This window comes from Parashewanella curva (assembly GCF_003675895.1).
GTDB classification, from domain to species: Bacteria; Pseudomonadota; Gammaproteobacteria; order Enterobacterales; family Shewanellaceae; genus Parashewanella; species Parashewanella curva.
Genome location: NZ_ML014753.1, coordinates 94,229 through 120,942, shown reverse-complemented (window position 1 = coordinate 120,942; position 26,714 = coordinate 94,229). Strand labels below are relative to the sequence as shown.

Annotated in this window: 24 protein-coding genes; 19 read left to right on the top strand and 5 right to left on the bottom strand. The window is 40.3% G+C overall.

Annotated elements, in window-relative coordinates; translation table 11 throughout:
• Positions 1 to 33 precede the first annotated feature (33 nt).
• The 3 genes from D5018_RS00625 to D5018_RS00615 all read left to right on the top strand — a co-directional run bounded on the left by D5018_RS00625 (position 34) and on the right by D5018_RS00615 (position 2,642).
• Complete coding sequence (locus D5018_RS00625; RefSeq protein WP_121837161.1) at positions 34 to 516, top strand: hotdog fold domain-containing protein; 483 nt, start codon at positions 34 to 36, stop codon at positions 514 to 516.
• 80 nt (positions 517 to 596) lie between these two features.
• A complete protein-coding gene (locus D5018_RS00620) occupies positions 597 to 935 on the top strand; it encodes a DUF805 domain-containing protein (protein ID WP_121837054.1) in 339 nt (112 codons plus the stop codon).
• Positions 936 to 1,166: 231 nt separating this feature from the next.
• Positions 1,167 to 2,642 carry a hypothetical protein gene (locus D5018_RS00615; RefSeq protein ID WP_121837053.1) on the top strand — a complete coding sequence of 492 codons (1,476 nt, stop codon included), beginning with the start codon at positions 1,167 to 1,169 and terminating at the stop codon, positions 2,640 to 2,642.
• 45 nt (positions 2,643 to 2,687) lie between these two features.
• Here D5018_RS00615 and D5018_RS00610 read toward each other — a convergent pair whose 3' ends face one another.
• The 3 genes from D5018_RS00610 to D5018_RS00600 are packed head-to-tail and all read right to left on the bottom strand — an operon-like array spanning position 2,688 to position 7,601.
• Positions 2,688 to 5,750 (bottom strand): efflux RND transporter permease subunit, encoded by a 3,063-nt coding sequence (locus D5018_RS00610; RefSeq protein WP_121837052.1) that lies wholly within the window; start codon positions 5,748 to 5,750, stop codon positions 2,688 to 2,690.
• Between the two features lie 12 nt (positions 5,751 to 5,762).
• On the bottom strand, positions 5,763 to 6,863 hold the full coding sequence (locus tag D5018_RS00605) for an efflux RND transporter periplasmic adaptor subunit (RefSeq protein ID WP_121837051.1): 1,101 nt from the start codon (positions 6,861 to 6,863) through the stop codon (positions 5,763 to 5,765).
• Positions 6,864 to 6,881: 18 nt separating this feature from the next.
• Positions 6,882 to 7,601 carry a TetR/AcrR family transcriptional regulator gene (locus D5018_RS00600; protein WP_121837050.1) on the bottom strand — a complete coding sequence of 240 codons (720 nt, stop codon included), beginning with the start codon at positions 7,599 to 7,601 and terminating at the stop codon, positions 6,882 to 6,884.
• A 347-nt stretch (positions 7,602 to 7,948) separates the two neighbouring features.
• Between D5018_RS00600 and D5018_RS00595 the strand changes: the two genes are divergently transcribed.
• From D5018_RS00595 to D5018_RS00545, 11 genes are all read left to right on the top strand, one after another.
• The gene (locus D5018_RS00595; protein WP_121837049.1) at positions 7,949 to 8,326 is read left to right on the top strand and encodes a hypothetical protein; all 378 of its coding nucleotides are present in this window, start codon (positions 7,949 to 7,951) and stop codon (positions 8,324 to 8,326) included.
• A 97-nt stretch (positions 8,327 to 8,423) separates the two neighbouring features.
• Positions 8,424 to 8,885: a hypothetical protein gene (locus tag D5018_RS00590; protein ID WP_133309211.1), complete on the top strand. Its 462-nt coding sequence runs from the start codon at positions 8,424 to 8,426 to the stop codon at positions 8,883 to 8,885.
• A gap of 409 nt (positions 8,886 to 9,294) precedes the next feature.
• A complete protein-coding gene (leuA, locus tag D5018_RS00585; protein ID WP_121837047.1) occupies positions 9,295 to 10,866 on the top strand; it encodes a 2-isopropylmalate synthase in 1,572 nt (523 codons plus the stop codon).
• A complete protein-coding gene (leuB, locus tag D5018_RS00580; RefSeq protein WP_121837046.1) occupies positions 10,854 to 11,969 on the top strand; it encodes a 3-isopropylmalate dehydrogenase in 1,116 nt (371 codons plus the stop codon). Before leuA ends, leuB begins: the two co-directional genes overlap by 13 nt.
• 1 nt (position 11,970) lies before the next feature.
• Complete coding sequence (leuC, locus tag D5018_RS00575) at positions 11,971 to 13,371, top strand: 3-isopropylmalate dehydratase large subunit (protein ID WP_121837045.1); 1,401 nt, start codon at positions 11,971 to 11,973, stop codon at positions 13,369 to 13,371.
• 211 nt (positions 13,372 to 13,582) lie between these two features.
• Positions 13,583 to 14,179: a 3-isopropylmalate dehydratase small subunit gene (gene leuD, locus D5018_RS00570; protein WP_121837044.1), complete on the top strand. Its 597-nt coding sequence runs from the start codon at positions 13,583 to 13,585 to the stop codon at positions 14,177 to 14,179.
• Between the two features lie 261 nt (positions 14,180 to 14,440).
• Positions 14,441 to 14,818, top strand: a complete 378-nt coding sequence (locus D5018_RS00565; protein ID WP_121837043.1) for a hypothetical protein — start codon at positions 14,441 to 14,443, stop codon at positions 14,816 to 14,818.
• A 116-nt stretch (positions 14,819 to 14,934) separates the two neighbouring features.
• Positions 14,935 to 15,600, top strand: coding sequence for a sterol desaturase family protein (locus D5018_RS00560; RefSeq protein WP_121837042.1), 666 nt, complete (start codon positions 14,935 to 14,937; stop codon positions 15,598 to 15,600).
• Positions 15,601 to 15,754: 154 nt separating this feature from the next.
• Positions 15,755 to 15,871 carry a 50S ribosomal protein L36 gene (rpmJ, locus tag D5018_RS21930; protein ID WP_207819183.1) on the top strand — a complete coding sequence of 39 codons (117 nt, stop codon included), beginning with the start codon at positions 15,755 to 15,757 and terminating at the stop codon, positions 15,869 to 15,871.
• Positions 15,872 to 16,147: 276 nt separating this feature from the next.
• The gene (locus tag D5018_RS00550; protein ID WP_207819170.1) at positions 16,148 to 18,418 is read left to right on the top strand and encodes a TonB-dependent receptor domain-containing protein; all 2,271 of its coding nucleotides are present in this window, start codon (positions 16,148 to 16,150) and stop codon (positions 18,416 to 18,418) included.
• 478 nt (positions 18,419 to 18,896) lie between these two features.
• The gene (locus D5018_RS00545) at positions 18,897 to 19,430 is read left to right on the top strand and encodes a GNAT family N-acetyltransferase (protein ID WP_207819167.1); all 534 of its coding nucleotides are present in this window, start codon (positions 18,897 to 18,899) and stop codon (positions 19,428 to 19,430) included.
• 245 nt (positions 19,431 to 19,675) lie between these two features.
• On the opposite strand, the gene D5018_RS00540 is transcribed toward D5018_RS00545, so the two are convergent.
• Positions 19,676 to 20,062, bottom strand: coding sequence for a hypothetical protein (locus D5018_RS00540; protein ID WP_121837040.1), 387 nt, complete (start codon positions 20,060 to 20,062; stop codon positions 19,676 to 19,678).
• A 67-nt stretch (positions 20,063 to 20,129) separates the two neighbouring features.
• The gene (locus tag D5018_RS00535; protein ID WP_133309210.1) at positions 20,130 to 21,227 is read right to left on the bottom strand and encodes a hypothetical protein; all 1,098 of its coding nucleotides are present in this window, start codon (positions 21,225 to 21,227) and stop codon (positions 20,130 to 20,132) included.
• 184 nt (positions 21,228 to 21,411) lie between these two features.
• Here D5018_RS00535 and fliE point away from each other — a divergent pair, with 184 nt between their 5' ends.
• The 5 genes from fliE to fliI all read left to right on the top strand — a co-directional run bounded on the left by fliE (position 21,412) and on the right by fliI (position 26,700).
• The gene (fliE, locus tag D5018_RS00530) at positions 21,412 to 21,747 is read left to right on the top strand and encodes a flagellar hook-basal body complex protein FliE (protein ID WP_121837038.1); all 336 of its coding nucleotides are present in this window, start codon (positions 21,412 to 21,414) and stop codon (positions 21,745 to 21,747) included.
• Between the two features lie 126 nt (positions 21,748 to 21,873).
• Positions 21,874 to 23,505, top strand: coding sequence for a flagellar basal-body MS-ring/collar protein FliF (fliF, locus tag D5018_RS00525; RefSeq protein ID WP_243637354.1), 1,632 nt, complete (start codon positions 21,874 to 21,876; stop codon positions 23,503 to 23,505).
• Positions 23,498 to 24,544 carry a flagellar motor switch protein FliG gene (gene fliG, locus D5018_RS00520; RefSeq protein ID WP_121837036.1) on the top strand — a complete coding sequence of 349 codons (1,047 nt, stop codon included), beginning with the start codon at positions 23,498 to 23,500 and terminating at the stop codon, positions 24,542 to 24,544. Before fliF ends, fliG begins: the two co-directional genes overlap by 8 nt.
• Positions 24,531 to 25,403, top strand: coding sequence for a flagellar assembly protein FliH (fliH, locus tag D5018_RS00515; RefSeq protein WP_121837035.1), 873 nt, complete (start codon positions 24,531 to 24,533; stop codon positions 25,401 to 25,403). Before fliG ends, fliH begins: the two co-directional genes overlap by 14 nt.
• Entirely contained in the window at positions 25,363 to 26,700 is a 1,338-nt protein-coding gene (gene fliI, locus D5018_RS00510) for a flagellar protein export ATPase FliI (protein WP_121837034.1), read from the top strand. Before fliH ends, fliI begins: the two co-directional genes overlap by 41 nt.
• The last annotated feature ends 14 nt before the right edge of the window (positions 26,701 to 26,714 follow it).

Sequence of the window (26,714 nt, the reverse complement as noted above, 5' to 3'; positions counted from 1 at the left end):
AATATGCTCATCCGACCACTGAATATGGACGTTATGGAAAATCAAGTTAGTTCAAGCGATAACAAAGTGCTAAGCCTTTACAAAAAGTGCTGCAAATACCCCTTTGGAAAATGGTTTTTTTCAAAAATTTTTTGTCATAAAGCACCTTATTTTGCTACAGCAAACCCAAGGATTAAGACGCTCAGACATAATTATTGTGAATGCGTGATAAAAAAACGTCGTAGTGTTGAGAACCACATTAAAACGGTTCATGTAATTGCAATTTGTAATGGTTTAGAAATGGCAATGGGAGCTGTAGCTGAAGCTTCAATTCCCAAGCACCTTCGCTGGATACCAAAAGGCATGACGGTTGATTACACTGCAAAGTCGGGAAGTGATATTCGATGTGTGGCCGAGGTGAAACAAGAATGGCAAGCTGGTGACTTGGATGTCATTGTTACAGCATACGACACTAGCGACAAAGTCGTTGTAAAAGGAATGATACATCTATGGGTTTCAGAAAAGCCTAACAAATAAGCAGGTTAGACCAGTAACATTTTGTGAGTTGTGATATAAAAATAAAGCTACAAATTCATAACTAAATTCTAAGGAAAGAAATGGAACACTTTATTGGTTGTTTAAAAAAGTATGCCGATTTTTCGGGAAGAGCACGTAGACAAGAATATTGGATGTTTATTCTTTTTTACCTCATTTTTTACGTTGTGTTAGCTGTTGTTGATGGTCTCATGGGAACATGGATATTGACCACAGTGTTATCACTTGGATTACTCGTTCCATCACTGGCTGTAGGCGCACGACGCTTGCATGATACTGGTCGTTCCGGCTGGTGGTTATTGATTGGATTAATTCCACTTATTGGTTCGATTGTTCTTCTTATTTTCTTCGTTATGGATAGTCATGACGATAACGAATACGGCCCAAATCCGAAAGGTTAATTTAACCATAAATCGTATATAGCCCGCCAAGTTAGCGGGCTTTTTTGTTATGTCGACTCGTTTAATACACAGTAATGACTTGTGAATCATTGTGGTTGTATGCTTCTCGCTATGAAATGTTGAACAAAATCATTTATGAATACTGAAGTAGCTGTCTATCCTAAGTGAATCATAATTAACTTCTTTTTGTTGTTTGTGTTGAGTTAGTCTTGAAACCCAGTAGGGGGATTTATGGTTGCATACGCTGGTTCAACTGAACACATAGAAAAAACGTTATTTAATTTCTCTTTAGAAGGCTTACAAAAAGCTGAACCTATGAAAAGAGATTCCCTTTTCAATACGAAGAGATATCGAGAGTTAACTCAAAGTACTCAAGGGGGGGGTAGGCTTGAGCAAAAACTATTAGACCTAGAACAGAGGCTCGCCACTAACCTTGAGTCAGAAATTAATGCTAGAGATTGGAATAATAGCGTATTTAAAGATCCTGATGCCGAAAATGCCGCTATTTTGCTGTATCTTCAAAGTAAACTGGATAAGGTTCAGTTCGTTAATAACTATATCATTATTCAATTGTATAGGGAGTTCCAATGTGGAGGTGGATTTGATGCTATTCCCTGTGAATCTATTGATGTGGCGGACTTAAAAAGCCCTACAAATCGACATCATTTACTTAAGGTTAAAACTTGTGTTGCAGACAAGCTTAAAAATGAATCTAAACAATGTAGACCCTTAGCATTTCAAAGGCTGATTGAGGATGTAAATGTCCCACATTTTGACTGTATCGTGATAAAGGGTGTTAAGTTTTCAGAGGATGGATTTACGCTCGGGGACGAATTGACAGAGCTGGCTGAGGAAAGATTAAGACTATTGAAAACCCTGTGTTCAAACCCGATTGGAATGATCCTTTATCACTCGCAGGCTAGTACTATTTTTATACCTACTTTTGAGTCTATTGTTTCTCTATTGAAGTATGAAGATCATCCTATTTCAATGTCTCCAGTTTTAGGTTCATACCCTCCACATGAAGAAAAGGCATTGAGGAAAAAGAGTCTACATCCAATTGTGCTCTCCAATTGCAAAATTATTAATAACCAAGGTGAGATGCTTGGCATAAGTGGAAGTGGCGTTCCGATGTCTCTATTCTCTATGCTAAGTTTTTCAGCATTGCATCGGATTCCTTTTGATTGGCGGCTTGCTTTATTGGAGATAGACTCGGCTATGGAAAGAATGCATGAGGTATTGAAAAACGATAATGCAACTGAGCCATACACAATAGACTCTCTTGTCGAAACATTTAAAGGTGCTATACCTTTGCTAGGTTCGGTTGAAGCTAATGAAGAATTTGACCACGTTTGTGATTTGAATTTTTTTGACCCAAGCGCAAATTTAGAACTGTTAGCGTTTTATTTGCAACCTGAAAATAGGTCTTTTTTGTATCAATTCTTTCCGATAAATCATGAGAATGAATTAGTACCTCTGGTATCCAAAGGTTTATGCTTGGATATGAAAGACATCAATGATTTGTATAGTTTCATGTTCATCTCAGTGTATTTATCAATGAACAGTCCTAAGTCGTTACCATTTTTATATCTATTGCTTCAGGCTGAGGATGCTCCTAATTCTTCACCATCCATTTTTTCAGTGCAGAAGAGTTACCTTGAAAAATTAATCAAAGAAAGCGAAAGTCAGCCTAAATCATATGCATAAAAAAGGCTGGTACGAGACCAGCCAAAAGGGTAATGATTCTTTCTATTACAGTTCTTCAAGCTCTTTTGTTTGATGCGAATCAGCCAAGTATGAATAAATCACTGGCAATACAAACAAGGTGAAGAAAGTACCAATCAACATACCTGCCACCAATATCAAACCAATACTGTTACGCGCGGCAGCGCCTGCACCACTCACTAGCACTAATGGGAAGTGACCTAATACGGTTGCGGCAGTTGTCATCAAAATTGGACGTAAACGTACGCTTGCTGCTTCGATAACGGCTTGAGTTTTATCTTTACCTTCAAGCTGTAAGTGTTTGGCAAACTCCACAATCAAAATACCGTTTTTAGCAACAAGACCAACAAGAGTAATTAAGCCAATTTGTGAGTAAATATTGATAGTGGTGAAGTTAGTAAATGATAACAACAATGCACCAGATAATGCCAGAGGTACAGAGCCAAGCAATACCACCAAAGGATCGCGGAAGCTATTAAATTGTATGGCCAGTACAAAGAATACAAATACTAATGCAATGCCTAAAACACTGACTAAAGTGTTACCTTCTTTACGTAACTGACGTGATTCGCCCATATAGTCAATGCTATAACCCATCGGCAGAATATTTGCTGCCGCTTGCTCAAGTGAGGTTAAGGCCTGATCTTTAGTCACACCCGGCACAATACCTCCGTAAATTCTAAATGAATTACGTTGACCGAATTTCGATAACGCTCTAGGTGCCGCTTGAGTACCCACAGTAGCAATACTGGATAACGAGAATTGCTTACCGTTAGGGGCGGTGAGTTGCAGCTGCATAATGGCTTGCTGATCTTTACGGAACTCATCTGGCACCTGAGCAATCACTTTATAAGCTTTACCGTCTAGGTTAAAGCGATTGACATAGTTATCAGAAAGCAAGAAAGACAACTGCTGGTTAACATCACTAATCGTCATACCCAAGTCAGCAATTTTTGACTTGTTAAACTCAAATTTGATTTGCGGTAAATCCACTTTCAAATCGGTATCGGCAAACATGAAGTTACCCGACTGGAAAGCTGCATAAACCAATTGTTGTGCAATGCCTGACATATTGGCTTGTGGATCAGACGACGTCACAATCAGCTCCACATCAAATTGACCAGAAGTTGGTAGTGATGATGGTAAGTTGGGTAAGGCATTTACTTCAGGGAACTGGCTGATCACGCCATACACTTGTCCACGAAGTTCTTGAATGCTTTGCTCACGTTTATCAACAGGTTCAAACAGCAAGCCACCAAAGCCTGTCGTTTGCATAGCAACGTGCCACATATCTTTGGTATTTGGCAGTTGCAAACCAGCTTCGACAATTTGACCAATCTGCTGACTGGTGAAATCTACGGTTGATTCAGGTGGCGCTATTACATACATCTGAACTTGAGACTGATCTTCTACAGGAGCAAGCTCAGACTTTGAGAACATGAATAATGGCACAATCAGCAAAGTGAAGAATATTGCCACAGCAATCACTTGTGGGCGGTAATTAAACACATTGCTTAAAAAGGCTGAATAGGCTTTTTCAAGGCTTGAAAACTTACCATTGATGAATTGGGTAATTTTGCCTTCTTTACCACCTTCAGGTGATACATAAGCACTCATAATTGGCGATAGCGTTAGCGCTACCACACCAGACATAAGTACTGCCGTAGCTAAGGTAAATACGAACTCTTTAAACAATACACCTGTTAAGCCAGATAAGAAGCCAATTGGCGCATAAACGGCAGCAAGGGTTATCGTCATACCTATGATTGGCGTAAATAATTGTCGAGAGCTGAGTAACGCGGCTCTAGGTCCACTCATGCCTTTACGCATGTGCCTTGCCACGTTTTCAACTACAACGATGGCATCATCAACCACCAAACCTACAGATAGCACGATTGCCAATAGAGTTAATAAGTTTAATGAGAATCCCATTAACGTCATTGCGGCGACTGCACCAAGAATAGAGATTGGAATCGTTATCAAAGGTACTAATGCGGTGCGGAATGAGCCCATCATTAATAAGATAACAATACCAACCAATAATACGGTTTCGATTAGAGTTGAGAATACTTCTTTAATCGAATCACGCATATATTCGGTAGCATCATAAGCCATCTTGATTTGCAGATCTTTTGGCAGACGCTGGTTTAACTCTGCAATCTTTTTATAAAGTTCGTCACCAATGGCAATTTCGTTAGCGCCGGGTTGTGCATAAACCGAAATGTAGGCTGAGTTTTGGCCACTCAAACCAGAGACTTCGTTACCTTGTTCTGCGCCAAGTTCAACTTTAGCCACATCACTGAGTTTGACACTACGACCGTCCATTTCTTTGATCACGATATTTTCGAAATGGGATGCATCTTCAAGCAGAGTGTTAGCTACAATATCAATGCGCTGATTATGAGTTTTGGTGCTGCCAAATGTGGCGGCAACGTTATTGCTCATCAATGCTTGTTGAATGTCGTTGGCACTAACATTCATCATCGACATCTTGATTGGGTTTAACCAAATGCGCATAGAAGGTGAGCGACTACCGACTAAGCCAACTTTTTGCACGCCGGGAAGCGAATTAAATAGCGGGTTAACTTGTCTAGTCAGGTAGTCACTCAAATCAGCAATGTTGAACTCTTTGGTATCGGCATACAGATAGAAAGAGGCAAACGGTCTATCTGCTCGAACGACATCAATGCTTGGATCTTGCGTTCCACGAGGTAACTCAAAACGGATTTGACTCAAGCGAGTGTTTAATTCAGCCAAGGCTTTAGTGCTGTCGGCATTCAATTCAAGTTGAACGCTTACTGAACTTACGCCAGCGGTTGAATTAGAGTTAATGTAATCCACACCAGTAATGGTTGCGGCGGCCTTTTCGATAGGATCGGTAACAAATCCTTGAATTTCTTCGGCCGAAGCACCAACATAAACCGTGGTGATATTTAATGCGGTATTCTCAATTTGAGGATACTGAAGTATGGGCAATTTCAGCGCGGAAATTGTGCCAATGATCACTAAGGTCAAAGACAAAATAATCGCTAAAATTGGCCGTGTCACAAACATATCTGTGAAACGGGCTTTATAAGAAGTAGCGGACATTACTAACCCTTATTATTTTGTAGCTTGAGCATCAGCTTGTTTAATACTCACAAGCTGATTTGGGTAGAGCTTAAAGGCGCCAGAAGATACAACCTGTTCGCCCACTTTTAGGCCACTTGATACATAGCTAAACTCGCTATCATCTTGGAATACGCTCACATCACGACGCTGCGCACGATAAGTGCCTTCTTTTTCAGGTACGAGCACATAAACAAAGCGTGAAGATTGTTGACGAAGTACCGCATGTTTTGGCAGCTTAATCTTCGGCTTACTTTGGCCTTGTTGTAGTTTCACCTCAACAAAGGTGCCGGGGCTTAAATTCATGTCTGCTGTTTTTTGCAATTCGGCACGATACTTAACACCGCGGGTTTGAGCGTTAACCACAGGCTCTTTGGCAATGATGTTGGCAAACTCGGTTTTAGGATGATTTTCAATAACCATTTCAACCTTATCGCCACTTAAGCGTTGTGATTGAACTTGAGATAAATCGAAATCTACCCATAGAAGTGGTTGCTCAGTAACAAGGTTGGCCACTTGTGAGTTAGGTGCAAGGTATTCACCAACGGATAAGGTGTGCAGGCCAACTATGCCATCAAATGGTGCGTAGATGGTTTTTTTACTAATAATAGCTTGAATACGAGCGACCTCAGCTTGATTAATTTGAGCATCGGCTTGTGCTTGATCTAACGCTGCGTCAGAAGCCAGTTTTTTTCTGTGCAACTCTTTAGCACGAGCAAGCTCATTATTAGCAAGGGTTGATCTTGCTTTTGCTGTTTTTAACTGAGCCAGTTCTTCACTGATATCTACTTGCAGTAACTTTTGCCCTTTTTTGACAACAGAGCCACTTTGCAAATCTAAATAAGTGATTTTTCCAGCGAAGTTATTGGTGAGCATTAAAGATTCAGGGGCAACAATTTCAGCTGGAACTGTTACACGCTCTTTGTAATCGGAATAATCGACAGTTACCGCGTTGATAGGCGATGGAAACTCAGGTTGTGTCTGCGCCATTGCCGTTTTAATTTCGGATGATTTATAGTGATAAAGACCATAACCAATGCTGGCGATGGCAATAAAAGTCAGGCTCCAGTTAAGGAGTGGCTTTTTCTTTGTCATGTTAATTTTCCTAATGTTTTATCTATATCCAAGAGCTTCTAGCTCTAGTTTTGTTTGTTCTATGGCTTCTGGTGTCAGTGGATCTTTCCAAGGATGAGCATTGATGAAATGTGTCATGGCTACAATGCTGTTGTTCTCAACATTGGTTGCGGCTACACATTCGGCTCTCGGTAAGTGCTGCGAAACGACATCTATATGATTCTTGATTTGCTTAAATCCTATCGACATAGCCCAGTGTCCAACACTGAGTTCATATATGGCATTTAGATCTTTGCCTAAAAACTCACCTGAGTTGAAGCAGTCAACATTTTTTTGTCTGCAAAGTTCACTCATCTTATTTTCAAGCTCTAAAATGCGTGCTTTCCACATAGGAGAGCAACGGCGGATCACTGCTTCGCTTTTCGATAAAATGTCTAAATCCAAATCAAAGCTATATTTTTGTGACTTGTTCGGATCAAGCAAAATGAAGGCGATCAGCTTTTGTGGCATGGTGAGCGAAGTATCAAAAATTCTTTTAAATAATTGATAGAAATGCTCATCTTTTTCACAAGCTAGTGCGATGATCATGTCTTCTTTTGTCTGTACACATTTATATAGTGAACCAACAGATAATCCTGCCTGCTTCGCAATAGCGGTCATTTTAAAGTCCATCAATGAAGAGGACTCAATGACCTGAGCGGCAGCATCAAGGATCATTTGCTGTTGCTGCTCAACGGTAAATCTAGGTGCTGGACACATAGTCTGACTCGTATTCGAATTATATTCGAACGCGATTTTATGCTTGAGAATTGTTTTTTTCAACTGTTAATTCAGCACTGTTTAATCTTTATTTTTTAAAACAATGTGAGATTTTTATTAAATCTTATTCATTTTGCTCATGTATTAGGAAGGAATAGTGATGTGTTTAACCAACAAACAATTTTCGAACCAATCCTAAGTTTTTGTTTGTTATATTTATTCTTAAGTTTTCTTGTCTGATACAAAAGTTTTAGGAATTCAAGCATTCTTAAGCGTTTCTGTGTATCCCTTTGCGCTGGTTCAGTGAGGATTTATTATGCTTTTATTGTTCGATTAATGGTGAATTTATGGCTGTAGGTCAATCTTTAGCGTCTGATATCGCTGCAAAAGCGACCTTGATTTATGATGGCATTCAAAGCCATCCCCTTGATATCGGAACTGATTTTTTCAGAGAGATGAGGATGGGGGCAAATTGTTACCAATTAAAATTCAATGGCAGTCGTATTCCTTTGTCTGTTATTCCGGATAGAGATGAGCAGGGCTGTTGCCCTTTTAAAAGGTATTTTAAAAGAGATGAACTTAGGGTTTCACAAAAGATAACTAAGGCATTTTGTAACATTCAGCATGAAAAAGAGTTAGAACAACTTCGAGCTACATTAGATTTAAGGCAATCAGAGCCTGAGGTAAAATCCGAAACAAACGCAAAAAAAACTCTATTTCTATGATGTCGAACGTAAGTGTTTACAGCAGCTAGCTTGTTCTGTAGCAAAAGATATTCATGAGCCAGATGAGCGGCAAAGAGTGTTTAGGGAAGAAAGCGTTTTGCTTCTGGTAAGATATGAAACAGAAGCAAATAAGGAAGTCTTCGACCGATTAAGAAGAGCTAATAATTACAGGATTACGAAAAAAGCCGAGCACCCACGAGCTGGAGGAAAGCAAGCTGACTTTTTTGGTCGAGTCGCTGCTGAAGTTTGTCCCCCTAGAAGAGTCCATTCCGCGCAGAGTAAACGAACTTACTCAACTCAAGTCCAAAATAAAGGCAATTATACTCAGTTTTATACAGCCCCCATTTCAAGCCCCAAAATAACAAGTACTTTTTTACATCCAAAGTATCCTCAGGGTGGCTTTGATAGAAGGACTTGGAATACGGCTTCGCTGCCGCACTATAGACAAATTAATATGCATCGACCTGCCACATCGCAATGGGGTAACCAAGCTTTTTTTCAATACCAAATCAATAATGGGAAAACCAGACAACGTGTTAAAAATGAATCTCTTGTTTGATCTTTTATCAAAAGCAATTTGAATTTTTATGTTCTAAGTCCAGAGCGGCTTTGGAATAAATATCTAAATTAATTTGATTAATTGCCCTAAATATCATTTGTTTTTTATATTTTTTTTTCGATAGAGTGGATGCGTTAACTACAGCCTCTGGGTAAAGATACTGAAAAAATAAATAATTATTCTAAATAAGGTTGACAGCGATGTCGTAAGTGTTTAATTATATGATTAATTAAGTTAAAGATATTTTTTGAACTCTATGAAATTTGCATTTTTACTCTCACTGAACCTCTTACTCCTATTTAAAAGTAGGCGCGGGATGCTTGGTTAATTTCATTTGAGACCAGAAAACCCGCCTACAAAGTGCGGGTTTTTTTATGTGCATTACAAAATCACTAAAACTGGAGGAACCATGAACAATCAAGTGATCGTTTTTGACACCACATTAAGGGACGGTGAACAAGCTTTGGCGTCCAGTCTTTCAGTGCATGAAAAATTACAAATTGCACTGTCGATTGAGCAGCTGGGTGTTGATGTGATGGAAGTTGGCTTTCCAGTATCTTCACCCGGTGATTTTGAGTCGGTTCAAACCATTGCTCGAACAGTGAAAAATTCAAGAGTTTGTGCCTTAGCTAGGGCGGTTGAAGCAGACATTCAAGCTTGTGCAGACTCATTGAAAGTGGCTGATCAGTTCCGTATTCATACTTTCATTTCTACTTCGGATATTCACGTGTTGCAAAAATTGAGGCGTGAGTTCTCCGATGTTGAGCAAATGGCGATAAATGCAGTGAAATTTGCTCGTCGATTCACTGATGACGTTGAGTTTTCTTGTGAAGATGCTGGTCGTACTTCAATCGATAACCTATGTCGCATGGTCGAAAGTGCCATTAACGCAGGTGCTACCACAGTAAATATTCCCGATACAGTCGGTTACACCTTGCCTAACGAATTTAGCAGCATTGTTGAGCAGTTACTCAACCGAGTTCCCAACATCGACAAAGCCATAATTTCAGTACATTGCCATAATGACTTAGGTATGGCGGTCGCGAACTCAATGTCTGCAATAGAAGCTGGAGCAAGACAGGTCGAATGTACCATTAATGGCATCGGTGAACGTGCAGGAAACTGTTCATTAGAAGAAATTGCCATGATCCTCCAAACCCGTCAAAAAATGTTGGGTTTGCATACCAATATTAATCATAAAGAGATCGCTAAAACATCAAAGCTTGTCAGTGAGCTATGCAATATGCCCGTGCAGCCAAACAAGGCGATTGTGGGGAGTAACGCATTCAGTCACTCATCGGGTATACATCAAGATGGCATGTTAAAGGCCAGCAATACCTACGAAATTATGACGCCTGAAAGTGTTGGGATTTGTAAGACCAAATTGAACCTAACTTCTAGAAGTGGTCGTCATGTTATTAAACATAGAATGGAGAGCCTAGGATATAACGACACAGACTTTGACCTAGACAAGTTATACCAAGATTTTTTGGCTTTAGCGGATAAAAAAGGGCAAGTATTTGACGATGATTTAGAAGCCTTAATATTTAATATTAATCAACAATCGAACTCTGCTTTTTACCGACTGAATACCCTTAATGTTCAATGTGGTACAGGCCGTTTTGCTACGGCCAGTATTGACATAGCTATAGGTAATGAAAGCCAAATCAGTTCAGCGACAGGAAACGGGCCTGTAGATGCATTAATCAAGGCGGTTAAAGACGCTGTTGGCATTGAATTCAAAGTTGAAGACTACAAAATTTCCAATAAAGGTTCGGGTGGCGATGGCTTAGGAAAAGCTGCACTTGAAATCGTATGGGGTGATCGTCGCTTCCATGGCTATGGTATCGAAACGGATGTTGTAAAAGCTTCTGCACTCGCTTTGGTGGACGCCTTAAATAGTATTCACCTATCACGAACGGTGACTCAATTAAAAATCAATCAGCAGCAATTAAATAAGGATTTGGCATGTTACGTGTAGCGGTATTGGCTGGGGACGGAATTGGCCCAGAAGTGATGGAACAAGCGATAAAAGTATTAGATACCGTATCGCAACAATATGATTTTGAAATTAATTATGAACACCATGATGTGGGCGGTTGCGCTATAGATAATCACGGTGTTGCATTGCCTGAATCTACATTGAAAGGTTGTGAGCAAGCTGATGCTATTTTATTCGGTTCAGTAGGAGGTGAGAAATGGTCAAGCTTACCGCCTGCTCAGCAACCAGAGCGTGCTTCGTTACTTGGATTAAGAGGTCACTTTGGTCTGTTTTGTAACATGCGCCCAGCACAATTGCAGTTGTCTTTGTCGCAGTTATCTCCACTTCGAGCTGACATATCATCATCAGGTTTTGATATTTTGGTGATGCGAGAACTCACTGGTGGCATTTACTTTGGCGAACCGAAAGGTCGTCGTGATCAGGATACAGCACAAGAAACTGCTTTCGACACCATGATTTATTCTCGATCTGAAATCGAACGCATTACTCGTCTTGCTTTTGAAGCCGCACAAAAACGTAATCATAAAGTGACGTCAGTCGATAAAGCCAATGTTCTGGCATCTTCGCAATTATGGCGTGAAGTTGTCATCGAGATTGCGAAAGACTATCCAGATGTAGAGTTGGAGCATATGTATATCGACAACGCTGCAATGCAACTTGTACGAGCGCCGAATCAATTTGATGTGATTTTATGTTCTAACTTATTTGGTGATATTTTGTCTGACATCTGCGCCATGATCACTGGGTCTATGGGGCTTTTACCGTCGGCCAGTTTGAATGAGTCTGGGTTTGGCATGTATGAGCCCGCTGGTGGTTCGGCACCTGATATAGCTGGAAAGGGCATTGCTAATCCTATTGCTCAAATTTTATCAGCATCATTAATGCTACGTTTTAGCCTTAATCAACCACAGGCCGCTGATGCTATCGAACAAGCTGTATCGGCTGTTTTAGAACAAGGATTCTTTACTCGTGATTTAGTGTCTGATCCAAGTCAGAACCAAGCTTTATCAACCGCTGAAATGGGTGAAAAAATTTGTCAGCATATTCTTCAATATGGGTCAGCAGCTAAAGGAGGGCAGTGAAATGGCATTGACACTTTATGACAAGTTATGGCAACGAAATCTAGTAGAACAGCAAGATGGGGAAACTCCACTTATTTATGTCAATCGACACTTGATCCACGAGGTGACGTCTCCGCAAGCTTTTGCAGGGCTTCGTTTTCATGGTCGGCAGCTACGCCATCCGGAACGTACTTTCGCCACGATGGATCACAACATTTCTACTCGCTCTATTGCCATTGATGCAGCAGGTAAGAGTGCTGCGAATCAGCTGGCCACGCTAGAAAAAAACTGCGCCGAATTTGGTGTGACCTTATTTGGTATGGGCCATAAGAATCAAGGAATTGTCCATGTTATTGGGCCAGAACTTGGGTTAACTTTACCGGGAACAGTTATCGTTTGTGGTGACTCCCATACCGCTACTCATGGAGCATTTGGTGCATTAGCCTTTGGTATAGGTACTTCTGAAGTTGAGCACGTATTTGCTACTCAAACACTAAGGCAAAACAAAGCTAAATCGATGAAAATTCAGATCAATGGCAAAGTCGGTGATGGGATCAGCGCCAAAGATATTATTCTAGCCATTATTGGTAAAACCGGCTCCGCGGGTGCCGCTGGGCATATAGTGGAATATTGCGGTGAGGCAATAGAAGCGTTGAGCATGGAGCAGCGCATGACCATCTGCAATATGAGTATTGAGTTCGGAGCTAAAGCGGGGTTAGTTGCGCCAGATGAAATCACCTTTACTTACCTTGAGGGACGAGATTATAGCCCTAAAGGCAAGTTGTGGGATCAAGCCATAGCTGATTGGAAAACGCTAAAAACCGACCCAGATGCTGAGTTTGATAGAGTGCTCATTATGGAGGCTGCTGAGATCAAACCTCAAGTCACTTGGGGAACGTCTCTTGATCAAGTTGTTGCGATTGATGGGAATGTACCACACCCAGATTCTTATGATGATGCCGTTGAAAAAGATTCCTGTGCCAAGGCATTGCAATACATGGGGTTAACTGCTGGTACCAAAATATCAGATATAAACATATCTCATGTATTTATCGGTTCATGTACTAATTCTCGTATTGAAGATCTTCGTGCTGCCGCTAACACCATACAAGGTCAGCAAGTTTCAAAGGATGTGACAGCCATAGTCGTTCCCGGATCTTACCGCGTAAAAGAACAAGCTGAAAAAGAAGGGTTGGACGAAATCTTCATTGAAGCTGGATTTGAGTGGCGTTTACCCGGTTGCTCCATGTGTTTAGCGATGAATGATGATGTATTAAAAGAGGGAGAACGTTGCGCTTCAACCAGTAATCGTAACTTTGAAGGTCGGCAAGGTAGGGGCAGCCGTACTCATATTGTTAGCCCAGAACTGGCAGCTGCGGCTGCAATTGCGGGACGATTGATTGAACCGGCATTGCTTAACTAACCTGAGCTCTGCATAAGCAAACCTCTACAGCACAGCTACTTATGCGTATTTCTTCGTTAGAACAGCCTGAAATAGGCTGGCTATTACGAACTGTTCTGCCTTGAACTACACAAAATTAGCCGCACTGTAGATTGAATTTATATTTTATTTGTAAAATCAAAACAGTACTGATTTCTTTATACAGAGCTCAGGTTAACTAGAAGGAGCTGACATGAAAAAGTTTATTACTCAAACTGGAAAGTTATTACCATTGGATCAAGCCAATATCGATACAGACCAAATCATCCCTAAGCAGTTTCTGCAAAAAACAGAAAGGGTGGGCTTTGCACAGCATTTATTTCATGATTGGCGTTATTTAGATGATCACGGCAATATTCCTAATCCAGAATTTGTGCTCAATCAACCAGAATATAAAGGCGCAAGCGTTCTATTGGCGAGAGAAAATTTCGGCTGTGGTTCTAGCCGAGAACACGCTCCTTGGGCACTACAAGAATACGGTTTTAAAGTGATCATAGCCCCAAGTTTTGCCGATATCTTTTACGGTAATTGTATCAACATCGGTGTGCTCCCGATTATTTTGACTGATGCTCAGGTCAATGAACTTTTTTTGTTCGCTGAAAAAAATGTATTGACGATAGACGTTAACCTCGAGAATAAAATTATACAGGTAAACGACAAGGCATTCAGTTTCGATATTAAAGAAGTGCATCAAAAATCGTTACTTAAAGGTGTTGATAGTATTGGTAAGTCACTACACAGATTAGATCAAATTCAAGCTTTTGAGCAAACAATGCCAGCTTGGTTGTAATTTTCATTTTAAGTGCCTGATTAACCCAATTGGGCATTGCTCTCAATCTCTCCTTATTTTATCCAAGTTTTAATAATTCTCTTGAATTTGTTCAAAGGTTAACTAAAAGTAATTAAAGCTTAACTTGTTTTAAGTTTTTGATTTGTAATGTTTTAATTTTATGGTGTTGAGTTGCTCTGTGAGTTTCGGCATGAGTACACTTTATATTTTTGAAAATGTTGCTGTAATTAAATGACGTTAAATTGTTATTAGAGTTTTATTATGAGTATTAGTACTACAGATATCAGAGCAACTGATCAAGTTGTTAAAGAACAGAGCGAATTGATTGCAATGGAAACTCTTCCGTCTATGTCAAATACTACAGATATTCTTTTTATCAGTTGGGGAGGGACAACACATAAAGTTTCAATCAAAGTAGATGCTACAGTAGCTGAAGCGGTTTCGGAATTTTTAAAGGTGTTTGAAACAGATAGTCAAAAATACGAGTTATATTGCCGACCTTTTCAAAATGATCGAGACAAAGAAAGGAAAATGGAGTCACTTAATGATTTACCAATGATGAGCGTTGTTTATAACCTCCCCAAATTTTCAAAAATGCTTCCTGTTATAAGGTTTTTTCTTTACCCGAGAAGTGCTTGAGTGGATTAGAAAGCTAAGCAATTCATTTTTACTCGAAGTGAGTGTTGGTGAAACTTGCACCATGTGGTGATTATGTTACATTGCTAATAACCATCGAATAATCATATAAATAAATCATGGATGAAAAAATTTCTGCTTTTAGAGAGAGTTACCGCTCAAATATGAGCGCTCATTATCACCCTCACTTTCACTTCTTTTTTGTTTTTTCTGTAGGTCTAGTCGTTATTCTATTTTCTGTTTTGGAAATAAAAAAGGTAGAAGTGCTTGAGTGGCTAACAATACCTATTACGTTAATTTGCGTAAATTTTGCTGAGTATGCTGCTCACCGATGGCTAGGGCATCGACGAACTACAATAGGTCGTTTTTTCTACCAAAGACATACTGGTGACCATCACCATTTTTTTGATGAAAATCACATGAGTTGGGAAACATTGAAGGATTGGAGAGTGGTGTTATTTCCTTTATACCTAATTTTAGCTTTTATCCTTGGTATCGCTTTACCTGTCGGCAGTGCTTTATATTATTACGTTTCACCCAATTCAGCTTATTTGATGGTATGCAGTGCAATATTTGGGTATTTGCTGTATGAAGCTTTACATCTCAGTTTTCATGTCCCTGATGACTCTTACTTAAAAAAAATCCCTTTCTGGTGGCGATTAAAGCGACTTCATGTATTGCATCATGATCAAAAACTTATGGTAAAAAAGAATTTTAATATCACATACCCTTTGTTCGATTGGCTACTGAGGACTTTGGTTTTTGATAAAAAAGGAAATAGTTAATTATAACCTTTAAAATAGAAGCTTTATGGAGATGCCTTATATCTATATAAGGCAATAAAAGTCATACTTAATTGACTTTTTCATTCAGGAAAACTTATTTGCCCCAAAGCTTGCCAGCCTATCATATCGCTGTAATCTTTTATGGAATTATCAAATCTCTAAAAATTGTAGTAAAGATTGTCAAGTTGTCAGACGCCGAGGCAAGCTTTACGTAATATGTAAAAGCAACCCTCGTTTAAAAGCTCGTCAAGGTTCAGCAAAAAAAATCTAAATCGAGATTTGATACTGATAAATATCCTATTTGTTCACTTAATGTGGCGCCCAAAATTACTTCAACACAACATTAAAATTTAGATGTGTTGGAGATGTAATTCATAAAGAAATTACAAACAGAGTAACCATATATTCATATAAAAAAGAGATGATCTTCCTGTTTGTTATGTTGTAACATACGCTTTGTTTTTTTGATTAGGTTTATAGAGCATTATTTTCCTCTGATAAATGCAGTATCAGAGAACTTTTTTAAATTAGCGCCATGGAGTATAAATTGTTAACAAAATCACGCTTGGCTATTTGCATTAGCTTAGGGCTTTTTTCGCCACTTACACTTGCTCAGTCTGTTACTGAGGTTGAAACTCAAGATGTAAAACAGGAGTTAAAGAAAAAGAAAGAGTCTGCAATAGAAAGGATCTCCGTTACGGGTCACAGGATGAATCGAGCTGAAACCTCTCCATTACCAGTGCTAACGTTATCGGAAGATGAATTAGTACATCGTCGTCAAGGTGGTTTAGGTGAAACGCTTGCGGGATTGCCAGGGATTCACATGGATAATTTTGGTGGTGGTTCCTCTCGCCCTGTTGTTAGAGGACAAACGGTTCCACGTATTGAAATCTTATCTAATGGTGCCAATGTTTATGATGCGTCGGCAATTTCGCCAGATCATGCTATTACTACAGACCCACTATTGCTTGAAGCGATTGAAGTACAACGCGGTCCAGCAGCGATACGCTATGGTGGAAATGCCGTAAACGGTGCAATTAACTTAATTGATAACAAAGTGCCTACCAAGTTACCTGACAATAATTTTTCTGGTGCTGGCGAGGCAAGACTGGGTACTGGTGACAACGAAAAAACAGTAGTCGGCAAAGTAACGGGTGGCATTGGAGATTTTGCTGTTCATGTTGAAGGCTCTAACCATAAGAGTAAAGACTATAAAGTGCCCTCTAAGTTTGGCAACGACAAGCTAAAAGATTCATTTGCTGAAGGTTCTAGTGCCGCAATTGGGGCGTCTTGGATCACCGATAGTGGTTATATTGGTGCAGCCTATACTAAACAACAAAATAAGTATGGACTTCCTGGTCATACTCACTCTAATGCTTCTTGTCATACTCATAGTAGCGACTTGCATTGTGTACCTCATGATAGTTTCAAAGACCCATTTGCTGAAGGTGCCAATGATGCTGACACTGCTTTTATTCAATTAAAAAATGAACGTATTGATGTTCGTGGTGATTATCAAGACTTGATCCCAATTATTGAGCACACTCGAATTCGATTATCACATACAAATTATGCCCATGATGAAATTGATGGGAATACCGAATTCAGTGGTTTTACCAACAAAGTGTATGATGCGCGCCTTGAATTTGCTCATGAATCATTGTGGGGCTTTGAAGGCTTATTTGGTCTTCAGTATACCGATGGAGTTGCAACTGGCATTAACAACTCAACTCGCCATAAAGGTAAGAAGCCTTTTGAATTAGAAACTCAAAGCCAATCAATTTTTTGGAATGAGAATCGTAATTTTGGCCCAGTAGAAGTAAATTTAGGTGTCCGTAAAGAATGGGTTCAGTCAAATGTTAAAAAAATAGATACAGAGGTGTTATTAAGAGAATATCGAGGTTTTTCTCAACGCACAATTGATTTTCTAAAGCAGTCCTTTGGTCCTGATTTTGATGATGTTTTTGGCAATGAATTTTTCGACGGTGCCTATCCAACAATCAAACACGCCCCTTTATCGGCTTCATTAGGCTTTGCGTTTGATTTAAATGATGATCACTCTCTTGGGTTGGCTTTTTCTCACAGTCAAAGAGCACCGACAATTCGCGAAAATTACGCATCTGGTAACAATCTTGCGACCAATAGTTATGAGATAGGGTTAGCAGTTGTACATTTAGCAAGGCGTGATACAGACAAGTTCCCAGCGCTAAGAAAAGACGTACTAGAAACCACAAAATCCATTGACTTTACCATTGCTAAGAATACGGGCAAATTTCAATTTGAATTTAACGCTTATTATCAAGATGTTGATGATTATATTTATGTTAAATTAATTGAAGAAGAAAGAGTAAATGATAAGCCACATCGCTTTTTCGCTTACACTACGGCTGATGCAAGTTTTTTTGGTATTGATGCTCAAATGAGCTATGACTTTAGTGATGATTTAACTGTAACTATTTTTGGTGATTACATAAAATCAAAACTGAAAGGTGGAACGGATAAATTGCCAAGGATCTCACCAGCAAGGCTTGGTGCTCGCTATATCTATACCTACAATGATTGGATGGTTAACTACGAGCTAGTACATACCTTTACTCAAAATGATCATGCTTCGTATGAAACGCGTACTTCTGGTTACAACATGATGAATGCGACTGTGTCGTATAAGCTTGATGTTGGTAATGATAACCCGCTTGAAGTATATCTTCGTGGAACAAACTTAACGAATGAATTAGCGTTTGCACACACTTCATTTGTGAAAACCCAATCACCATTGAGAGGACGAAATGTCGTATTAGGTATTCGTCACGAGTTTTAAACTATGAATTAGAGTAGCTCAATATATCAATTCAAGCCTCGATAATGTGATTGTACTTATCTTAGGGCGTGTGGATCTTTCGTGATTGTTTTTGCAGCGATAAATTGGTTATCTTATGCAAGGCGGAGTTTGTGAATTGTGGTTGCCCCACATAAACAAACGATAACGCAGCAGAAGTGACCAATTTACTCTGTCTTCGATGCTTTTGAGCACTTCCTGTTCGGTGTTGTGACCCGCTTACTTAGATGACTAAGCTTCACTGCTCACTCCTTGAACAGAAAAGTGCTCAAATAGCACAAAATTTAATCCTGAAAGATCAACACGCCCTAGTAGGTTTGGTCTTAAATTTGTGTTGCTATGATAGAGATAATTAGAAGCTAGTTTAATGGCTCTGTCCATTGATGAATCCGTTTTGAACGAAGGCTGACTTGGCTTTGCTCCAAAACAAGTTGTGTTCAATAAAATTTAAGGAGAGGGGATGGAGCAAAAAATTGAAACAGAGCGTATTTCATTGATCCCACCATCAATGGACTTAGTTGAAGATGTTCACGCTGCTATTGTAGAAAGTCAGAAGGAACTTTCAGAATTTTCACCTTGGGTTCAAAATGTTATAGCAGAACCAGAGAGTAGCATGCACGAAGCAATAGCAAACTTTCACTCACTTTCCAACGAATTACGTTATTTTATTGCTGATAAACAAAGCAAGAAAATCATTGGAGCCGTAGGCTTAACCATTCGAGATAAAAGTGTTCCCTTTTTCGAAATTGGTTATTGGTTAAGAACCTCTGAAACAGGAAAAGAACTAATGACTGAAGCGGTATTCGCTTTGGAAAATCATGCTTTCACAAACCTGAAAGCTCGTAGGCTTGAAATACGTACAGCAGAGACAAATCTAAAAAGTCGTTCTGTCGCAGAAAGATGTAACTATCAGTTTGAGGATGTACTTAATGATGACACTTGTTCTCCCTCTGGAGAGCGTTCGAACACAGTCGTTTATAGAAAATGCAAATAAACAAGTGCAAGTCACGTTTCCGTCCAGAATCAACATATCCTTATTATCATTGGAAAAATATTACCTTTTAATTATTTCTGGTTAAAGTTGCTAGATGATGTTTTAAAAACATAGTTAAATGCGTTTATAGCACCATTAAGGCTGTAATTGTTCGTGCTTTTGTCTTGCTCTACAACACTGATATCTAAAGAGGGGTAATTGAATCGAGTACCTACTGATAGCATGGTATAAAAACTGCTTTTAAATCAAGCGGTTGTAAATAACCAATGACTTTTACCATCGCAAGTTGCGGAAGAGCCTGTTTCAGCGCTTTGCGACTTCGTACCTGTGAATATTTTAATAGTAACATTATCCCATTGCCGGCAAGGCGTTGGATTACTGTACATAAAAAAAGTTTGCCCTATATCATTTATTCCATAGGAAAAGGTTCTGCTAGACGTATTCTCAGGAACAGTAGAAGCGATTCTTGAATTTCCATTGACCGTTACAAACCAATCTCCAAAGTGAGTAGTCGTTGCAGCTAAAGTTGGTGAGCTTAATGCTACAAGTAGAAATAACGTTTTCATAATTACTCCTTCGGGCACTTCAGGCTCAGACTTTTTAACCTCTGCTTTTATTTTTTGGTCAGCCATTGAGAATGGCTAGGTTATTTGAAAAAACGGTAAATAATAAACAGGGTAACTCTTACTTAATAGGAAGTTAGACCCTTTTAAAAAAATATGCTGGTTGCTCAACGAGCTGTGCTCCATGCTTTTGGTTATATCTTCTGGCCGCAGCGTCACCTAATTGCGCTCCTAACACTAACCCAACTGGTCCAAGTGCTAAGGTTCCAGCCGTCGCGCTGATACTGGCCAGTGCTAATTCGGATATTTTATGGCCGTCGGTAGGCATCGGTTTAAGCGTTCGTTGGTATATTGTATTGGGTAGTAAGCGTTGAAGATTTGTGTACTCTTGTTTAGCTAGCTCCAGTGAAATATCATCATGCCAATCATTTTGGTAGGCCGTATTCACGTATTGAGCATTGCAAACGAATTTTTTTGACGGGTCGTAAGTTCTTATACATTTTGGTTTGTTATCTTTCCCTGTAAAAAAGACGCCATATATATGTGGTGCAGAAGTGTTGCACTTGATTTCATACCTTGCCCAAGGGTTGGTGTTTTGGTTTAGAGTTTTCACCGCATCTGTGATTTTGTCAGCATCAGGAATACCATAAAATAAATATTCCAGTTCATCGCAAGTCACATGTGAGGTGTATTTTTTGGTTGAGTCAAAGTCATAATTTTGAGTGTATAACTCAAGCATTTCCCGATAAGTTCTCTGTTTGAGTTGTGAGTCAAAAGCTTGGTGCTCTCTACAAAAAATTTGCCTCAAGCACTGTTCTTGCTCGGGAAGTCTGTGGAAGCTATAGGCTTTGGTTTGAGGGCTAGAATCGCTAATTTGGTATTTTGTACGCCCAATGACAAGATAGAAGTTATAACCGTGTTCATCTGATTTCATATCTTTTTCGATATAAGCAGCAGACCCTTTTAGGTAAAATTTATTGAGCCTTTCCATCGCTTTATCGCTTACCTCTACATCATCGGCGTGTAATAGCGCATGGAACTGAGTTAATGCATCATCCATATTGATGCCAAATAACCAGTTTACAGCTCTTGTTGTCCAACGGTTATTGATTGACTTAGGGGTGAACACCTCACTTCCATTCATTGTGGTAAAGTCATCAGCTGAGATACTTCGTTCAAGCCTAAAACCAAGTAAACTTCCTGATATTTGTATGGAGGGAAATTGAGCACTCATATCAAACACCAAAACATGACTTAGGTAAACCATTATAGGTATCCACTTATATTCGATATAAGAATTTTTGCTTATATAAAAGTCAGTTATCTGATAATCACTCCCAATAAACTACCTTGGCATATCCTTTGCTTTATCTCTTACATAACTCCATCTCGTCAAAAAATAGTCATGGGAGACCAACATGCAAATTGGTGCTAGTTCTTTGTATACAGAGATGCAAACGATGAAAGGGGAGATTACTCCTTCAATTTCTCCGCAAAATCATGGAATGCGTGAGATTAATAATGTAAATTCGTCAAATTTTAATGATGTTCTTGCAAATGCCATCGGTAATGTTAATCAACTTCAAGCTACAGCGGGTGATTTATCGACTCGATTGGAAATGGGCGATACCAGTGTAACGCTTTCAGATACCGTTATTGCTCGTGAAAAAGCTAGCGTTGCATTTGAAGCTACGGTTCAAGTACGAAATAAGTTGGTTGATGCTTACAAGCAAATTATGAACATGCCGGTGTAAGTACCTTAAATAAAAACAAAAGCAGTATAGCAGGTAAGAATTTTGAGCACAGAACTCACTGTTGGTAACCAATCGTCAGGCAGCAGCACAACCAATACAGGTGCGGACCAAGAGCATAAATCGAGCATGCTTGAAGGCTTAGGTAATACGAATACGCTTCGACAAATTACCATGATTTTGGGTCTAGCTGTGTGTTTAGCGTTAGCTGTGTTTGTGCTACTGCTTGCCTCAGAGGATGAGTATCGTCCACTTGGGAAAATGGAAACCCAAGAGCTTATTCAAGTGCTAGATGTACTCGATAAAAACAAAATTGAATACCAACTCGATGTCGATGTTGTCCGCGTCCCTGAAAACAAGTACCAAGAAGTCAAGTTATTGTTAAGCCGCTCTGGTATTGAAAGCAGCGCGAAAAACGACGACTTTTTAAATAAAGACAGTGGCTTTGGTGTAAGCCAGCGCATGGAGCAAGCCAGACTGAAACACAGTCAAGAGCAAAATTTAGCCCGTGCTATTGAAGAGCTAAAAAGTGTCACGCGTGCCAAAGTTATCTTAGCTTTGCCAAAAGAAAATGTATTTGCTCGCCGCAAGTCACAGTCAAGTGCAACAGTAGTGATCACCACTCGTCGAAGTGGACTTGGACAAGAAGAAATTGATGCGATTGTAGATATTGTCGCTTCAGCGGTACAAAATCTAGATCCAAGCAGAGTGACAGTAACAGACTCAGCTGGCCGATTATTAAACTCAGGCAGTCAAGATGGCGTATCGGCTAGAGCGCGTCGTGAACTTGAAATTGTACAATCAAAAGAAGACGAATACCGTAACAAGATTCAGTCCATTCTCATTCCAATACTAGGTCCTGAAAACTTTACCTCACAAGTAGACGTTGGTATGGATTTCACGTCCAAAGAACAAACGGCAAAGCGATTTAACCCAGCACAAGCGGCTGTTCGAAGTGAGCAAACGCTTGAAACAAATTCTGGTGCCGGTTTTGTAGGTGGTATCCCAGGGGCATTAACCAATCAGCCACCGATGAAATCAGAAATCCCAGAACAAGTCAGTGAGTTAACCCAGCAAGGTTCAGCTGAGCGTTCGGGCAGCTCTCATCGTGAAGCGACTCGTAATTTCGAAGTCGATACCACTATCAGTCATACTCGTCAGCAAATTGGCATTATCCAGCGCATCAGTGTTTCGGTCGCGGTTAACTACAAGCCCGGTGCCGTTGGCGAAGATGGACAAATTAATCGAGAACCTCGTACAGAAGCTGAGTTAGCTAACATTCGCCGCTTACTTGAGGGAGCTGTTGGCTTTAATTCGGTTCGTGGTGATATGTTAGAAGTAGTAACCGTACCATTTATGCAACATGAATTTGAAGCTGCTCCAAAGCCTGAACTGTGGGAGCAGCCTTGGTTTATGCGGGTTGTAAAGTTTGTGCTTGCTGCCATTGTTGTTTTAGTTTTAATTCTGACGGTAATGCGTCCAATGTTTAAGCGTATGGCTCAACCTGGATCTGATATGCCACAAGAAAAAATTATTCCAGGTAGCGAATTGGCTGAGATTGAAGATCAATATGCTCAAGAAACTTTGGGTTTGATTAATAAATCTGATGGTGAGTACAGTTATGCCGATGATGGGTCGATTTTAATCCCCGATCTTCACAAAGATGATGATATGATCAAGGCAATACGTGCACTGGTAGCTAATGAACCTGAACTGTCTACCCAAGTAATTAAGAGTTGGTTGCAAGAAGAAGATGCCTGATATAATTGAAAGCCCATCTACAGACGCTGCATCTTTTGATGTCAGTAGTTTGACTGGTGTAGAAAAAGCAGCGATTTTATTGCTAAGTTTGAGCGAAGCAGATGCCGCTTCTATTTTACGTCATTTGGAGCCAAAGCAGGTTCAGCAATTGGGGATGGCAATGGCATCGACGCAAGATTTCGGTCAAGAGAAAGTCATCGGTGTCCACAAGCATTTTTTAGATGATATCCAGCAATTTTCAGCTATTGGTTTTAACAGTGAAGACTTTGTTCGAAAAGCATTAACAGCCGCTCTTGGGGAAGATAAAGCTGGAAATATCATTGAACAAATCATCATGGGCAGTGGTGCTAAAGGCTTAGACTCATTGAAATGGATGGATGCCCGTCAGGTGGCGACCATTATTCAAAATGAGCATCCTCAAATTCAAACCATTGTCTTGTCTTATCTCGAGCCTGATCAAGCCGCAGAGATATTTGCACAATTCCCTGAGAACACTCGTGTCGACTTGCTCATGCGTATTGCAAACTTAGAAGAAGTTCAGCCTGCGGCATTACAAGAGTTAAATGACATCATGGAGAAACAGTTCGCAGGTCAAGGTGGTGCTCAAGCTGCGAAAATGGGTGGCTTAAAAGCGGCTGCCGATATCATGAACTACTTAGATACTTCAATTGAGTCACAGCTTATGGAAACCATGCGTGAGTCAGACGAAGAGATAGCACAGCAAATTCAAGATCTCATGTTTGTATTTGAGAACTTATTGGATATTGACGACCGTGGCATTCAGGCACTGCTCCGTGAAGTTCCACAAGAAATATTGATGAAAGCACTGAAGGGGGCTGACGACTCAATGAAAGATAAGATATTGGGTAATATGTCTAAACGAGCGGCTGAGCTGTTGAGTGATGATCTTGAAGCTATGGGGCCGATTCGTATCAGTGAAGTTGAGCTTGCCCAAAAAGAAATTCTGGGTGTTGCTCGTCGCTTAAGTGAAAGTGGTGAAATCATGTTAGGCGGCGGAGGTGGTGATGAGTTCCTCTAATCTCGATGCCGTTGCTGAGGAATTTAAACATTGGCAAATTCCTGACGTTTCGGAAGAAAGTTCAGAAAAACAAAACTTATTTGGACGAACTCAAGCTCAATCATTACCTCAAATCGAGGAGGAAAGCTTTACTCCGCCAACATTAGCGGAAATTGAAGCTTTGCAGCAACAAGCGGAACAAGAAGCAAGAGAGCAAGGGTTTCAACAAGGTTTCAATCAAGGTCTAGAGAAAGGTAAACTTGAAGGCTTAGAAAAAGGACACGAAGAAGGCTTTGCTCAAGGTAAAGAGCAAGGGCTCGAGCAAGGATTAGCTGAAGCTAAAGAAATATTGCTGCGATTAGAGCAACTGGTGCAGCAACTTGAACAGCCTTTATCTGTTGTAGACACTCAAATTGAAGCCAGTTTAGTCATGCTAAGCTCTAGTCTTGCTAAAGCCATTGTTGCGACTGAAATTCAAACCAATCCGCAACATATACATAATGTATTACGCCAAGGTATTGAGTCGCTGCCATTAAAAAATCAACCTGTTAACGTGCGCTTGAATCCGCAAGATGTTGAACTTGTGGAGCAAGCATACAGCGCAACCATGCTCGAAAAGAAACAATGGCAATTTGAAGCCGACCCGTCATTGAGTGTGGGAGATTGCTTCATTGAAAGCCAAAAATCTGCTGTTGATTTAACCGTAAAAAATCGAACAGAAACTGTGTTAGTCGCGTTAACAGAGCAGCAATACCAGCTAGAAAAACAGTTACAACAAGCTTTACTTGAGCAAACTCAAAAAGCAGTAGCCATTCCTACTCAAGAAGTGCCAACGCCAAATGAATCCTCAGAGAACCAAGAAACTCAAGAGCAAGCTTGATCAACTTTGCCACCAAGTGACCCCTTTTCGTGCTGTAGCGAGTGGGCAGCTAGTTCGAGTCGTTGGTTTAACTTTGGAAGCCAGTGGCTGCCGTGCTCCTGTTGGAAGTCTATGTTCTATAGAAACCATGGACGGCGAATTAGTTGCTGAAGTTATCGGTTTCGATGGCGAACTCCTTTATTTAATGCCTATTGATGAGCTCAGAGGTGTATTACCCGGCGCAAGAGTAGTACCGCTTGGTGAAAAATCGGGCTTAAATGTGGGAATGTCATTACTGGGACGTGTGCTTGATGGTAGCGGTCAACCTATTGATGGTCTTGGCGGTATTCAAAATTCAGAAAGTGTTTCTACTCATTCTGTGGCGATGAACCCATTATCCCGCCGTCCTATTTCTGAGCCATTAGATGTTGGTGTTCGCGCGATTAATGCCATGCTAACAGTAGGTAAAGGGCAGCGAATGGGGTTGTTTGCTGGTTCAGGTGTAGGTAAGAGTGTTCTGTTGGGAATGATGACCCGAGGCACAACCGCTGACGTCATTGTGGTTGGATTAGTGGGGGAGCGTGGCCGAGAAGTAAAAGAATTTATTGAAGAAATCTTAGGGCCAGAGGGGCGTAAACGCTCGGTTGTTGTTGCAGCACCTGCCGATACATCACCATTAATGCGTTTAAGAGCGTGTGAAACCTCAACTCGTTTGGCTGAGTATTTTCGTGATTTGGGTTATAGCGTGCTGCTATTGATGGATAGCTTAACCCGTTATGCTCAAGCTCAGCGTGAAATTGCATTGGCTGTCGGTGAACCGCCTGCAACCAAAGGCTATCCGCCGTCAGTATTTGCTAAGTTACCAAGGCTCGTCGAACGAGCGGGTAACGGCGGAGGTGAGCAGGGCTCGATCACCGCTTTTTATACCGTTTTAACAGAAGGGGATGATCAGCAAGATCCTATTGCCGATGCTTCTCGTGCAATTTTAGATGGTCATATCGTACTTTCACGTGCGCTAGCTGAATCAGGCCATTACCCAGCGATTGATGTGGAGGCCAGCATCAGTCGTGTTGCGCCCATGGTCGTAAGTGAAGATCATCTAAACAATATGCGCAAGGTAAAACAAATGTATGCTCATTATCAGCAGAATCGAGACTTGGTTTCTATTGGTGCTTATAACCAAGGAAGTGATCCGATATTGGATAACGCCATTCGATTACAACCAGCGACTAATGCGTTTTTACAGCAGGGAATGAAAGACAGCCTGAGTTTTGAAGAATGCGCCACTATGCTGTCGCAATTGGCTGCCCAGTGTTAGTTTAGAGTTTGATC

Bases quoted from the DNA above. Each gene is read 5' to 3' on its own strand.
- D5018_RS00625 (WP_121837161.1), top strand. From the start codon at position 34: ATGGAAAATCAAGTTAGTTCAAGCGATAACAAAGTGCTAAGCCTTTAC.
- D5018_RS00620 (WP_121837054.1), top strand. From the start codon at position 597: ATGGAACACTTTATTGGTTGTTTAAAAAAGTATGCCGATTTTTCGGGA.
- D5018_RS00615 (WP_121837053.1), top strand. From the start codon at position 1,167: ATGGTTGCATACGCTGGTTCAACTGAACACATAGAAAAAACGTTATTT.
- D5018_RS00610 (WP_121837052.1), bottom strand. From the start codon at position 5,750: ATGTCCGCTACTTCTTATAAAGCCCGTTTCACAGATATGTTTGTGACA.
- D5018_RS00605 (WP_121837051.1), bottom strand. From the start codon at position 6,863: ATGACAAAGAAAAAGCCACTCCTTAACTGGAGCCTGACTTTTATTGCC.
- D5018_RS00600 (WP_121837050.1), bottom strand. From the start codon at position 7,601: ATGTGTCCAGCACCTAGATTTACCGTTGAGCAGCAACAGCAAATGATC.
- D5018_RS00595 (WP_121837049.1), top strand. From the start codon at position 7,949: ATGGCTGTAGGTCAATCTTTAGCGTCTGATATCGCTGCAAAAGCGACC.
- leuA (WP_121837047.1), top strand. From the start codon at position 9,295: ATGAACAATCAAGTGATCGTTTTTGACACCACATTAAGGGACGGTGAA.
- leuB (WP_121837046.1), top strand. From the start codon at position 10,854: ATGTTACGTGTAGCGGTATTGGCTGGGGACGGAATTGGCCCAGAAGTG.
- leuC (WP_121837045.1), top strand. From the start codon at position 11,971: ATGGCATTGACACTTTATGACAAGTTATGGCAACGAAATCTAGTAGAA.
- leuD (WP_121837044.1), top strand. From the start codon at position 13,583: ATGAAAAAGTTTATTACTCAAACTGGAAAGTTATTACCATTGGATCAA.
- D5018_RS00565 (WP_121837043.1), top strand. From the start codon at position 14,441: ATGAGTATTAGTACTACAGATATCAGAGCAACTGATCAAGTTGTTAAA.
- D5018_RS00560 (WP_121837042.1), top strand. From the start codon at position 14,935: ATGGATGAAAAAATTTCTGCTTTTAGAGAGAGTTACCGCTCAAATATG.
- D5018_RS00545 (WP_207819167.1), top strand. From the start codon at position 18,897: ATGGAGCAAAAAATTGAAACAGAGCGTATTTCATTGATCCCACCATCA.
- D5018_RS00540 (WP_121837040.1), bottom strand. From the start codon at position 20,062: ATGGCTGACCAAAAAATAAAAGCAGAGGTTAAAAAGTCTGAGCCTGAA.
- D5018_RS00535 (WP_133309210.1), bottom strand. From the start codon at position 21,227: ATGAGTGCTCAATTTCCCTCCATACAAATATCAGGAAGTTTACTTGGT.
- fliE (WP_121837038.1), top strand. From the start codon at position 21,412: ATGCAAATTGGTGCTAGTTCTTTGTATACAGAGATGCAAACGATGAAA.
- fliF (WP_243637354.1), top strand. From the start codon at position 21,874: ATGCTTGAAGGCTTAGGTAATACGAATACGCTTCGACAAATTACCATG.
- fliG (WP_121837036.1), top strand. From the start codon at position 23,498: ATGCCTGATATAATTGAAAGCCCATCTACAGACGCTGCATCTTTTGAT.
- fliH (WP_121837035.1), top strand. From the start codon at position 24,531: ATGAGTTCCTCTAATCTCGATGCCGTTGCTGAGGAATTTAAACATTGG.
- fliI (WP_121837034.1), top strand. From the start codon at position 25,363: ATGAATCCTCAGAGAACCAAGAAACTCAAGAGCAAGCTTGATCAACTT.